Here is a 12,700-nt window from a genome sequence, read left to right as displayed (position 1 = left end):
GGCGCTGCGTGGGGAAAAGCCGGCTGCCGGCCATCCATCAGGACTTGGCGATCTCGCGAAGCAACGTCGGCACGCGCGCCCACGGTTCCGTTGCCTGCTGGTTGTGCAGACGACTGAGCACGTCATTCTGCCCTCCCACGATGAGGATATCCGGCCACCGGGCGCAGAAGGCTTCGACGCAGGCGGGATCGAAATGCCGTCCGCTCTCGGCTCGAATGCAGTCCAAAGCCTCTTCGAACGGCATGGCTCCCTTGTAGGGACGCTGCGTCGTCAGGGCATCGAACACGTCGGCCACGGCAACAATGCGGGCCGACAGCGGGATATCGGTCCCCGCAAGCCCCTGCGGATATCCGCTGCCGTCCCACTTCTCGTGATGCGATTCCGCAATTTCGGCAGCGAGGCTGATCAGCTCGGATGAACTATCGCCGAGGATACGCTTGCCGATCGCGGCATGGGTCCTGACGAGCGAAAATTCCTCCGGATCGAGCCGACCCGGTTTCAACAGCACTCCGTCCGGAATCGCGACCTTGCCGACATCGTGCAGGGGCGCTGCGAGATACAGGTTCCGGCAGACATCCGGCGCGAGGTCGAGGGCCTCGGCCACGATCTGGCTGTAGCGCGCCACGCGCCACGTGTGATCACCGGTGTCGTTGTCACGATATTCGACGGCAAGCGACAGGCGGAAGATGATTTCCTCCTCGCGCTCGCGCAAATGGCGCAGGGCCATCTCCACCTCGCCATCGAGCCACGTGGCCTGCTCTGCCAATTTGCGGACGGCTTGGGCCAACCGGATGAGGTTGCGCAGCCGGACGGTGAGTTCGATACCGCGCATGGACTTGTCGATGAAGTCGGTCGCACCGGCATCGAGCGCGGCAAGACGCACCGAGTCGGCGACATCGCTGGTCACCATGACGATCGGGACGAGGCTGTAGTGAGGGACCCTTCGCAAGCTTTTGATGAATTCAATCCCATCCATCGCCGGCATGTGGTAATCGACCACGACGAGGTCGAAGGCGCGCATGCTCGCCTCCAGCAGCCCCGCGGCCGGATCGGCATTGTCCGTCACCGTCACGTCGGGCTCAGCCTCCAGAAGGCCGCGCAGGCGCAGGCGCATGGTCGCGCTGTCATCGACCAGAAGTGCGTCCATCCTCGGATCTCCTAATCGGAACGCGAGACTGCAGAGCCTCGATGCAAAGCATCACGTACAATTTTCATGTCGGCAGGCACGCACGGACCAATGCATAGCCATCAAATGGTAAAAAATTTCAACAACTTCATCCGTCCGCAGTCGTCCGACGGTCACTGCTTACGAAAGTTGTATTTCAGTATTTTCATGTATTATTTTCATGATTTATCATAAATATAAATATCATATTTTTATTATACCAATGAAATAAAAATAGAGAATCCGGTTCGCATACAACGAGTGCGCTGACGCGGATTTAGCCTACGAGCGCCGTGTCCGGAGCAGGTCGAACGCTCTGTTGGCATGCCGCAGACGCTCTGGGATCGCGGTTCCATCGCCATCCGCACCGCAGGCGGCCGCGATGCTATCGCGACCGGACACGGTCGGCTCGAAGTTGAACGGCGGGCGATCCTAAGATCGTTGGAGGACGTGGCATCGGTGTGCCGTACCCCGATATCTGGACTCCGATGATGTCCGAACGGATGACGGCTGCCCGGCACACGCGGCCTGACGCTTTGATCGGCACGCGCCTGTGGCCACCTGCCCAACGTCCCGCACAGCTTCGATATCGACCGACCGCACGCCGCCGCCCGGCCGGGCACGCCCTGCCTCGGCTACGACCGGCCGCCGGAACGACGATCTCGGTTTGCCGCGTCGTGATCGCCCGGCATCGCCACGGATGAGCTTTGGTGCGGAAAGCCGCCGATCCGCGCCGCCGGGTTCGGTCGCCCTGCGATTGATGTGGCGATGGCAAACGTCGCCAGGGTCGAGATGAGGAGAATCTGTATGACCGGCCTGTGCGACAACCGCTCGCACTCCAAGATCATCGCCACTTACATTCTATTAAATACCAGAATTTCGACCACATGCTTTTTTCATAAGCACCATAAAACGGGATTATATTCTCGAAATTGCGATAAATAGCATGATGTAGAAGATCTGCACATGCCATAAATTACTGTAAATGACCCTGAAACACGCCAGGAAGACGAGCGCCGTTCGGCGCCGACTCACAGGGCAGCCAGTCCGGTGATCGCCTCCGCATCACAAGCTACAACGAGCTGATCCTCACGAAATGATCCTGGATTTCTCTTCGCCGGATCTCTCGTGCCGGACGATCCTCGGTGCTCTGCTCGGCGTCGGCCGTGCGGATCGCCTCGATCGGCGGGGCCGTCACGGAAATCCTATGGCACCTCGGTGCGGGACTGCGGATCGTGATGTCGAACGAGGGAAACTCCCCCCGCGGCAGACACCGTCTTCGTCGAGGGCACGGCGCTCGCGCCGTGGGGCGAGCGCAGCTTCGCCGGCGCTGTCGTGCAGGACGAGATCCGCTACAGTTCCTGGCTGCGGTTGATCGGCGCGCTACGCTACGACCATGACGACCTCTCGGGGGACGGCTTCCGCTCCAGCGGCCTCCATCTCTACGGCGCCTCTGCCGAGGGTTGCCGCGCGCCCTCGATCACCGAGACGCTGGTGCAGGGCATCCACCCGTTCCCGGCCTTTGGCATCCGGCCGAACCCGAACCTGCGCCCGGAGACCGCCCACAACATCGAGTGCAGCGTCAATCTGAAGTATAACGATGTGCTCCTGCCCGGCGACGTGTTCCGGGCCAAGCTCAACGTCTTCCACAACACGGTGGACGAATTCATCGGCATTCAGTCGGTCGGGCCCACCTTCTACGTGTCTGCGCTCGCCGGCATTCCCGCCTCGATCTGCGCCCGTATTCCCGGGCGCTTCCCCTGTGTCATCCCGGTGCGCGACTTTCAGTATCGGAACATCGCCCAGGCCGAACGGCGGGGTGTCGAGCTGGAGGGCGCCTACGGGTGGGGTGCCGGCTTCCTCACGCTCGCCGCAACGCATACGGACGGGCGCGACCGGGCGACGGGGGAAACGCTCGTCACCGTCCCGCCGAACCGCCTCGGCACCACGGTGCGCCTGCGCATCCTCGACGGCAACCTCACGGTGGCGAGCCGCCTCACCTTCGTCGAGGCGCGGACCGACCTGCCGGCCGGCACCGCCATCCTCGCCACCAGGGACTACGGCCTCGTCGACTTCTTCGGGTCCGACATCGTCAACGACAGGGTGAGAGCGGATTTCGTCCTGCAGAACGCATTCGACAAGCGCTACACGCAATACCTCAACGCCTTGCCGAACCCAGGCCTGACAGCCAAGGCCGCGATCAGCATCAAGTTCGCGACGCATTGAGGCGTGGCCGCAAGCGGTTCGGCCTGTCGTTCGGCGCTTTTGCATAACGGCGTTTCGAGGTCATCGGCGAGGATCGCCGATGTCGGGGGGGTTCAACCAAGCTTGACGAACTTGGCTTTGCCTTGGAACGACCAGGGCCCTTTCACGCCAGATTCGGCGCAGAAGGCGTCCACCGCTCGCGTCACGCCGGGAAAGCTTCCTCCGAGACGGTCGTAATCGTCGGCGATGAACAGGCCGCCGGGCCGCAACACCGGCCACCATGCCCGGAGGTCGGCGGCGACGGATGCTTCTTCGTGGCCGGCATCGAGATGGATCACGTCGGCGGTCACGCCGCGCAGGCGCATCAGCTCGGCGGCATTCACCGAGTCGAGCGGCAGCGGCACCACCCGGTCGGCAAGCCCTTCGTGCAGAACATTGGCCAGGAAGGTGCGGTAAAGGCTGGGAAAGCCGTGTTCGGTGGCGAGTTCGGCGAAAAGGCGCTCGTCCATCCAGTGATCGACGGCACCGAGCCAGGTATCGACCGCGACGATGGTGCCGTCGATCCCGTGCTCCGCCATCGTACGAGCGAGGTAGAGCGCGCTCGCTCCCTTCCAGGTTCCGATCTCGACGACCACGCCGGGACGGTGCCGGATCACCGCTTCCTCCAGATACGGGTGAACGCTGCGCCAGCCCTGAAGATCGAGGGGCCTCAGGGTGTCCGGGGGATCGGCGAAGGGATCGCGGCCGTGCCAGAGGGCGGCGATGATGTCCGGTCGGGTCATGTCTTCGGCTCGGAAGAGAGGCGGGGATCAACAGGAGGCAGGGTTCAACCGGCGCGGGCCGCTGCGTAGAGGGACTCGCAGCGGTCGAGCCACCGATCGCGGGTGAACAAGCGGTGGACCCGCGCACGCGGCACCGTGCGTGGGATCGTCAGCGCCGTGCCGATTACCCGTGACAGGGCAGCGTCGTCCTCGGGCGGAACGAGACAGCCGGCCTCACCGACGACCTCCGCAGCCGCGCCCCTGGCGAAGCCGGCCACCGGCAGGCCGCAGGCCATCGCCTCGACCGCCACCAGCCCGAAGGGCTCGTCCCAGCACGGAGTGAACAGGAAGACGGAGGCGCGGCCGATCTCCCGCGCCAGCGCCGGGTTACCAAGATGGCCGCCGTAGCGGATCGGGCCGCCAATGAGTGGCGCGACCTGCGTCTCCCAGTATTCCGGCTCCTCGATCGGGCCGAACAGGGTGACGGGCAGGCCGGCCTTCCGGGCGGCTCGAACGGCGAGATGCGTCCCCTTGATCGGCGCGATGCGTCCGCACCAGACGGCGCTGCCGTCGCCGTCCGCCTGAAAGGGCCACGACGCCGGATCGATCCCGTTGTGCAGCACCGAGACCTCGGGCGACGGCCCGTCCGGCCACCAAGCCCGCGCCTGCGCCTGCGAGGTCACGGTGATCCGGTGACCGGGGGCGACACTGTCGTGCACCCACCAGCGCAAGGCGTCATAGGGCGGCACATGCAGCGAGGTCACCGTCGGAACGGCGGCCGTGCGGTGGCGCTCAAGGGGCAGACGGCTGAGGCTGTTGTTGTGCAGCACGTCGAAGCCGCCGGTCGCGATCCGGTCGCAGGCGGCGGCGTAGCCCGCGTCGACATGCGCCTTCAGTCCTGGGTCGCCCCGATGCTCCAGCCCCGGAAAACTCCGCTCGTGATGAACCGGGACCACCGGGTCGATCGAAAAGCGCGGGTCGCTGTCGCCGGCCGCGAACAGCGCGACCTCGTGGCCGCGCGCCGTCAGCCCGTCGGCGAGGTGCCAGGTATAGGCTTCCAGGCCGCCGGCGAAGGGCGGGGCGATCGGGTGGCGCAGATGAGCGAGGAGCGCGATCCTCACGCCGTCACCGGCACGGAGCCCGGCGGCACGTCCCGTTCGCGTGCGCGGGCCTCCAGATGCCGGATGACCGAGGCGGAATTGGTATAGGGCTGGTGGCTCTGCTGCCCGGTGAGCGCGAGATCCTCGGCGTCGGGCCGGCGCAGGATGCGGATCGGCTGCTCGGGCGTGTCGTCGATCAGGCCCATCACCTTGAAGGCGTGGAGCCAGTGCCCCATGGTGCGGTAGCCCCACTTGGCCTCGAACAGCTCGGCGTTGCGCACCACGCTGTCGAGATGGTGGATCGGGGGCATGTGGTGCGGGTGGTACTGGTGATAGGCGAGCGCGCCCTTCATCCAGGCGATGGGAAGGCCGCACTGGTCGAGGATCTTGCCGAAATCGGTATCCTCGCCGCCATAGCCGGTATAGCGCTCGTCGAAACCGCCGACGGCCTGGAATGTCGCCCGCCGGATCGCGAAGTTGAGCGACCAGAAGCAGCGGTAATCGTTGCAGATCTCGATGCCCGCAGCCGGCGGACCGCGGCGGTCGGAATGCTTTTCCGCGACCGCTGCGAGGTCGGCGTAATGCCACTCGCCCGCGGTGGCGTGCTCGGGCAGGTGCAGCACCTCGCCCATCAGCAGACCGTCGAGTTCGGACAGCGCCTGGGCGTAGTCGGCCACGAGGTCGGGTGCGGGGATGCAATCGACGTCGAGGAAGACGATGTTCTCTCCGCTTGCCGCCGCCACGCCGCGGTTGCGCGCGGCCGCGAGTGGCAGTTCCGAGCCCGATACCAGGATCTGGCGAACCGGGAAGGCGCTCTCGGGCAGGTCGTAGGGCGCGTCCTGCATCACGGCGATGACGAATTCGGCGGGCGGCCGCGTCTGGCGTTCCAGCCCGAGGAGAACGTTGCGCAGATGGGCGGGCCGTCCTTTGGCAATAGTCACGACGGAAACGGTGGACATGCGGGGGGACAGGCTCCGGCAATGGGGGATGTGGATCGGAAGGGGTCGCTCAGCCGGCGACGACGCGCAGCGGAACCGCGTCCGGTTCGTGGCCGGCCGATCCGCCCTGCCAGAGCGCGTCGGTCAGCCCTTCGAGCCAGCCGGCGGCGCGCGTGGCCGCGTCCGGTGCGTAGAGGCTGTGCAGGACGGTCCCGTCGAGGCTGCGGGCGCGGTCGAGAAGATCGCGCCATCCGTGAAAGTCGCCGGGCCAATGAGGGGCCTGCACGGCGGCGCCGAGGCGGACCAAAGCCTCGGCCTTGCGGGTCTGCTCGCCGAAATAGCGCCATTCCGGCATGACGATCAGGCGCCCCGCCACGCGCGCGACTTCGTGCACCGTGTTGTCGCCGGCCGAGGCGACCACGATGTCGGCCGCGGCGAGATAATCGGTGACCGACGGCACCCAGCCGAGTTCGCGCAGGTTGGCGAAATCGGTCTCGTGGCCCTCGCGGTGGGTCGGCCCCAAAGTCAGCCAGAGTGCGTCGGGCGCGGCGCGGGCGGCGACCGTCAGCGGCGCGAAGGGCGTACCGCTTCCCCCGCCGCCGGTGACCGCGACGACGATCTCGCGCTGCGGGTCGAGGCCGAGCCGGGCCCGCGCCTCGGCGCGATCCGGCACGCGATCGACGCTGGTGCAGAGACCGCCGCTATAGAAGGTCTTTCCGCGCAGATGCGCCGGGTAGTCGTCCTGCTCCAGCCGTTCGTCGAAGGGGGCGAGCATCCCGACGCAGGCCTCGTAGGCGCCGATATGGGCGATGTCGTTGCGGTCGCCATGCATGCGGATCTGGACCGCGGGGACGCTGGCGATGCGCGCGAGCATCGCGATCTCCGCCGACACGTCCACCACGAACAGCCCGACCGCGCGCTCGTCGAGATGGTCGAGGATCTGGCGCATGGTGCGACGCATTTCGGCGAGCCCCAGCGGCACGCAGTGCATCACCGGCGGCGTCGGCTCCGCGTAGAGGCGCGGGGTCGGAACTGCCGCGCCGATCATGTTCGGCAGTGTCACGATCTCGATGTCGCGGGAAAATCCCTCGAACAGGTGCGGGCCGGCGGTCAGCACCGAGACCGGACGGTCGTGGGCGAACTCGGCGGCCACCGCCATGGTGCGGTTGGCATGGCCCCGGCCCTGATGATGGACAAAGAACGCGATCGGTTTCTTCATGGCGCGTGATTTCGAGGCTCGGATCGGGAGAAATCGAAGGCGTCGGACTAGGAGAAGAGGGCCTGAGGCCGCAGGGCGGCGGCGATCTCGGGCGCGCTCGGCTGGCGCAGGACGCGGATCGCCGCGGCCTCGGCATCCCAGGCAATCAATCCGGCCGCGCGGAACTGTTCGAGCCAGTAGGTCATGCACCAGCGCCCGTGCCGTGCGTGGAAGCGCGTCGCGTTGGCGAGGATCGACGCAAAGTGCTGGAGCGGCGGCACGTGGACCGGGTGGTGCTGGTGATAGGCCCGCGCGCCCGCGACCCAGAAGGTCGGTAGCCCGGACGCCGCGAGGCGCGCGGCGAGATCCGTCTCCTCACCGCCATAGCCGACGTAACGCTCGTCCATTCCGCCGACCGCGCGCCACGCCGCGGCGGGCAGGGCGAAGGACAGGCCCCAGAGCTGCCCCGCATCGGGCTCCCGCCGCAGTCCGGTCTCGGGCAGGGGAGGCCGGGCCGGATGAGCGCGGCCGAGCCGGTCGAGCGTGGCGGGATCGGGAGCCGTGCCGCCCGCGATCGCATCCGGCGGCAGGTAGAGGACGTCACCGAGGAACAGGCCCCGCTCGGCAGCGGCAGCGTCCGCATAGGCGGCCACCAGGGTCGGACCCGGAATGCAATCCACGTCGAGGAAAACGAGGAGATCTCCGGAGGCCGCAGCCGCCGCCCGGTTACGCGCGGCGGCAAGCGGCAACGGCTCGCCGGGCACGTGGAGGTGGCGCACCGGGCAGCCGGGATCGGGCAGGTCGGGCGCCAGTTCCGGCTGCATCCAGGCAATCACCAGCTCGCGCGGGCGCACGGTCTGGCGAGCAAGTCCACGCATGAGGTTGCGCAGGCGCTCGGCCCGGCCGCGGACCAGGGTGAGCACGCTCGCCGGAGGAGGGGGAACCGCGGTGCCGGTCACGTCGATGCGCCGAAGCGGAGCTTACGATGCATAGGCCAGGGTCCGGCGAAAATGCAGGACGCCCTCGATGATGCCGCGGGCATGCGAGGTGCGGGCGACGTAGGAGTGCTTTAGCGCGGCGTTGCTGGCGAGGCCGTCGGAATAGTTCGCGACGATGATCGCCTGCGTCCGGGCGCGCAGCATTTCGACATCGTTGCCGGAATCACCGGCCACGAACACAGCCTGCTCGGGCAAGCCGTAGAGGGCGCGGACGTGATCGACCGCCGTCCCCTTCGAGGCCGTCGCGGGCAGGACATCGAGGTAGCGGCCGTGGCTGTGGATCACGCTTGCCGGAAGACCCGCCTGCACGAGGCCATCGCGCACCCGATGCGCCGTCGCCTCATCGCTGAAGAAGCTCAGCTTATGGGCGCGTTGCTCGAGGGGGCCCTGCGGGGCGAGCCCGTCGAGACGGCCCAGAGCCGCGCCGACCGCCTCGCGATCCCAGGCGTCCGAGATTGCCTCGCGCCACGCGGTATCGGCCGTGTAGGTCACGCCATTGGCGTCGAGATGGTAGATCTCGGAGCCGACCGAGGTGATCATCACCTGCGGTCGCGGGCTCGCCTGCTGCTCCAGCACCGCCATGGCGCTGTGAAAGGAGCGGCCGGTGGCGACGCCGAAGGCCAGCCCGGTTTGGCGGCTGCGCCAGCGCCGGAACGTCGCCAGCGCGGATTCGCATCCCACGAGCGTGTTGTCGATATCGCAGATCAGGAGTTGGCGCGGGGTCCGCAGGGGCGGATTCCGCGCGAGCAGCGCGCCGAGCAGGCCGTGATAGCGTGCCGCGTGCCGGTCCCAATCATAGGCCGCCGCTGCGCGGGCGCCGCCAGCGACGCAACGGGCGCGGAAGGGGGCATCGGTGAGGATGTGCAGGCAGGCGGCGGCGATCGTCGCGGGCGCACGCGGATCGACGAGCAGCCCGTTGCCGCAGGTCTCGACGATGTCGTTGGGGCCGCCGCTGTCGGTGGCCACCAGCGGCAGGCCGGCGGCGGACGCTTCCAGAAGCGTCAGCCCGAACGGCTCGTTGAGCGCCGGATTGACGAAGACGCCGCCGCGCTCCCGCGCATAGGCGTAGATCGCCGGCACGTCCTCCGGGCGGTGTGTCTTGGGATAGGCGACGCGGCCGTAGAGGTCGTAACGATCGATGAGCACAAGCAGGTCGCGCATGGTCGCGGCCATGTCGCCGTCGAGCCGGTCGATGTCGTCGCGGGTGCCGGCGACGATGACGAGGTTGGCCCGTGCCTGGAGATCCGGGCTCTCGCCATAGGCCTCTACCAGGGCCGCCAGATTCTTGCGTGCCACCGGCCGGGCCAGCGCCAGCACGGCCGGCTTGCCGGGATCGCGCAGGAACCGGTCGATCGCCGCGTCGATCCGGGGATGCGGGCGGCTCTGCGCGAAGCGGGCGAGATCGCTGCCCGGCGGCAGGATGCGGGCGCGGCCGGGATCATAGGCCGCATAGCCGGCATATTGCACCTCGGCCTCATCGCGCGACGAAGCGATAACGAGGCTCGCCCGCGCCAGGGCCGCCTCCTCGGTGGCGATCCGGCGCGAGAGTTCGGGGTCGTTCTCCGCGCCGTCTCCGATTACGGCCGCCTTCACCCGCCCGAGCGAATGGGCCGTGAACACGAAGGGGATGCCGAGCCGGTCCTCGACGATCCCGGCGACCGCGGCCGCATCCGCGTAATGCGCGTGGATGATGTCGGGCGCGCGGGGCTGCCGGCCGATCCAGGCGATGAGATTCTCGGCGAAGCTCTCGACTTCGCCGTGCATCGCCTCCTTCGAACGGTAGCCCGGTGACGCGCTTGCGAGCCGCACGAGCACGACCTTGTCCGAGACCCGCTCTTCGGGCACGGCGTAGTCGGGGCCGGGCGGGCCCTCGAACCGGCGCGTCGCCATCACGATCCGCGCGATTCGCGCGTCCTGGGCCGAGGCGCCAACCAGATCGAGCAGGTATCGGATATGCCCGCCGGTGTCGGAGGTGAGGCCGTACACGACATCACGGCCGCGTAGGCAACCTTGCAGGGCAATGTGAAGGACGAACATCAGGCGTTCGTCGTGACGATTCGATCCAGGCCGATTGTATTGAGTAAGGTGCAACACGTGATCCGCGTCGCCCAAGTCGCTCCGAACATTTTCCCCGTTCCCCCCGAACACCATGGCGGCACCGAGAGGATCGTGCACGATCTGTCCGTGGCGCTGCGAAGCTTAGGTATAGACGTAACGCTGTTCGCCTCATCGGACAGTGCGACAGACTTGCCGCGCGTCGGCGATCACCCGAGCCTCGCGGCTCTGGAACGTCGGAACCGGCAGGTCCCCCCCGGGGTTCCGGCGGCGCTCGACGCCCTGCAACTGGAGGCCCTGCGCCTGCGGCTCGACAGGTTCGATATCGTTCATTGCCATGGCGAGTTCGCCCACGCGGCCCTGCTGGGCCCACGCCGGCGCCAGAGCCTGACGACGGTGCACTGGCGCGTGGACGAACTCGACCGGGCGCTCTTCTTTGCAGGCTTCCCCGATCTGCCCGTCGCGGCGATCTCGGCGGCGCAGGAGGCCGGCATCCCGGTCCCGAACCGGGCGGGCGTCGTGCACCATGGCATTGCCGCGGAACGCTACGCGTTCCGGCCCGAGCCCGGCGCGCACGTCGCCTTCCTCGGCCGGATGACCGACCAGAAGCGCCCGGACACCGCAATCCGCGTCGCCCGCGCCGCCGGCCTGCCGATCCGGCTCGGCGGCACGATCGACGTTGGCAATCCGGACTATTTCGAGCGGAGCGTGCGCCCCCTGCTCGGGCCCGACGCCACTTATCTCGGCCCCGTCGACGATCGGGCGAAAGGCGATCTGCTCGGAGGCGCCCGGGCGCTGCTGTTCCCGATCGATTGGCCCGAGCCGTTCGGCCTCGTGATGATCGAGGCGATGGCCTGCGGCACGCCGGTCATCGCCTGGAATCGCGGCTCGGTCCCCGAGATCGTCGAGGAGGGCGTGACGGGCTTCGTCGTCGCCTCGGAGGCCGAAGCGGTCGCGGCGCTGGCCCGGATCGGGCAGCTCGACCGCGCGGTGGTGCGCCGCCGCTTCGAGGAGCGGTTCACCGCCGAGCGCATGGCGCGCGATTACATCGCCCTCTACCGCCGTCTGCTTGCCGCCTGATGCGCACCGCACTTCTGGCCTGGGACTATCCTCCGGCGCCGAGCGGCCTCTCGACAGCGGCGCGCGAGATCGCCGAGAGTCTCGCCGCGGCCGGCGCCGAGGTGACCGTCTTCACCCTCGACCGCACCGGCCGCGAACGGGTCGGCGGCGTCACGGTCGAAGGGCTCGCGCTGCCACCCGGCGGCGGTCTGGCGCGGCTACGCCTGTGGGGCTCGGTCGGGCATCTGGCCGCGCCGCTCGCGTTCCGGCGGGCGGTCCTGGCCGCCCATGCCCGAGCGCCCTTCGACGTGATCGAGGCGACGAACTGGTACGCGCCCGCCGTGCTGCTCGCCCGCCGCCGCGACCTACCGCTGGTGACGCGCAGCTCGACCCCGGCCGCGTTCACCCGAGGGCCCGGCCCCGGCCTGCGAGACTGCCTCGACGGCCGCACGGCCGATGCGCTGGAGCGTGCCCAGGCACGTGGCAGCGCCGGCCTCATCGCCAACACGGCCGAGCACGGGGCGGTGATCGCGCGGGCCTATCGCCTTTCAGGGCGGCAACCCTCCGCCGTCATCGGCCTCAGCCTGCCGCCGGAGATACTGAGCAGCGCCCGCGCCGCTGCCTATCCGGAGACGGATGCCCCCGTGCGCCTGCTCTTCGTCGGGCGGGCGGAGGCGCGCAAAGGGTTTGACGCACTGCTCGGCGCAATCACGATCCTTGCCGCGGAGCAGGCGGCGGGCGCCGTGCCGCCCTTCCGGCTCGACCTCGTCGGGGTGCCGCCGGACGACCTGCCGCCGGATCTGCCCGACGCGGCGCGGCAGCGCATCTCTGCCCGCGGCCGGATCGGTGCGGCGGCACTGGCACAGGCCTATGCGGACGCCCATGCGGTGCTTGCGCCATCGCGCTACGAGAGCTTCGGCCTCGTCTACCAGGAGGCCATGGCCTATGGCCGGCCGGTGGTGGCCTGTGCCGAGGATGCGAGCGCCCGCGCCTTCGTCGGCGCGTCCGGGGCGGGCCCTCTGGCGCGGGCCGCCACGGAGCCGGCGCTCGCGGATGCCCTGCGTCCGCTCCTCCGCGATCCCGGCCTGCGCCGCGCCTACCGCATGCGGGCTCTGGCGGCGGCCGGGCGCTTCGACAGGGCGAGCCTCGGGCGCGACACCCTCGCGCTCTACGAGGCAGCGATTGCTGCGGCAGAACACGGGTGACCGGCCGTGCCGACGA

Annotated in this window: 9 protein-coding genes and 1 pseudogene; 3 read left to right on the top strand and 7 right to left on the bottom strand. The window is 68.4% G+C overall.

The genetic code is table 11. The annotated features are described in order from the left end of the window. Window positions 1-37: 37 nt before the first annotated feature. Window positions 38-1,147: an HD domain-containing phosphohydrolase gene (locus tag Y590_RS00435; protein ID WP_060768168.1), complete on the bottom strand. Its 1,110-nt coding sequence runs from the start codon at window positions 1,145-1,147 to the stop codon at window positions 38-40. Window positions 1,148-2,479: 1,332 nt separating this feature from the next. On the opposite strand from Y590_RS00435, the pseudogene Y590_RS00430 reads away from it, so the two are divergent. Next, window positions 2,480-3,391, top strand: a pseudogene (locus Y590_RS00430) (TonB-dependent receptor domain-containing protein); the annotation flags it as partial. Window positions 3,392-3,483: 92 nt separating this feature from the next. Here the strand turns inward: Y590_RS00430 and Y590_RS00425 are convergent. Genes Y590_RS00425 through Y590_RS00400 form a run of 6 tightly spaced genes read right to left on the bottom strand, consistent with a single transcriptional unit; the run spans window position 3,484 to window position 10,402 of the window. Then, window positions 3,484-4,152: a class I SAM-dependent methyltransferase gene (locus Y590_RS00425; RefSeq protein ID WP_060768166.1), complete on the bottom strand. Its 669-nt coding sequence runs from the start codon at window positions 4,150-4,152 to the stop codon at window positions 3,484-3,486. Window positions 4,153-4,196: 44 nt separating this feature from the next. Next, window positions 4,197-5,252: a glycosyltransferase family 4 protein gene (locus Y590_RS00420; protein WP_060768165.1), complete on the bottom strand. Its 1,056-nt coding sequence runs from the start codon at window positions 5,250-5,252 to the stop codon at window positions 4,197-4,199. Further along, window positions 5,249-6,190, bottom strand: coding sequence for a glycosyltransferase family 2 protein (locus Y590_RS00415; protein ID WP_060768164.1), 942 nt, complete (start codon window positions 6,188-6,190; stop codon window positions 5,249-5,251). Before Y590_RS00415 ends, Y590_RS00420 begins: the two co-directional genes overlap by 4 nt. A gap of 49 nt (window positions 6,191-6,239) precedes the next feature. Next, a complete protein-coding gene (locus Y590_RS00410; RefSeq protein ID WP_060768163.1) occupies window positions 6,240-7,388 on the bottom strand; it encodes a glycosyltransferase in 1,149 nt (382 codons plus the stop codon). Between the two features lie 47 nt (window positions 7,389-7,435). Continuing rightward, window positions 7,436-8,326, bottom strand: coding sequence for a glycosyltransferase family 2 protein (locus tag Y590_RS00405; RefSeq protein WP_286161825.1), 891 nt, complete (start codon window positions 8,324-8,326; stop codon window positions 7,436-7,438). 21 nt (window positions 8,327-8,347) lie between these two features. Further along, window positions 8,348-10,402 carry an HAD-IIB family hydrolase gene (locus tag Y590_RS00400; protein ID WP_060768161.1) on the bottom strand — a complete coding sequence of 685 codons (2,055 nt, stop codon included), beginning with the start codon at window positions 10,400-10,402 and terminating at the stop codon, window positions 8,348-8,350. 57 nt (window positions 10,403-10,459) lie between these two features. Between Y590_RS00400 and Y590_RS00395 the strand changes: the two genes are divergently transcribed. Together Y590_RS00395 and Y590_RS00390 are read left to right on the top strand one after the other, a co-directional pair. Next, window positions 10,460-11,500, top strand: a complete 1,041-nt coding sequence (locus Y590_RS00395; protein WP_060768160.1) for a glycosyltransferase family 4 protein — start codon at window positions 10,460-10,462, stop codon at window positions 11,498-11,500. Then, the gene (locus tag Y590_RS00390) at window positions 11,500-12,684 is read left to right on the top strand and encodes a glycosyltransferase family 4 protein (RefSeq protein WP_060768159.1); all 1,185 of its coding nucleotides are present in this window, start codon (window positions 11,500-11,502) and stop codon (window positions 12,682-12,684) included. Before Y590_RS00395 ends, Y590_RS00390 begins: the two co-directional genes overlap by 1 nt. Window positions 12,685-12,700: the final 16 nt, after the last annotated feature.

This window comes from Methylobacterium sp. AMS5, assembly GCF_001542815.1.
Classification (GTDB): domain Bacteria; phylum Pseudomonadota; class Alphaproteobacteria; order Rhizobiales; family Beijerinckiaceae; genus Methylobacterium.
This window is presented reverse-complemented; position numbering and strand designations above follow the sequence as displayed.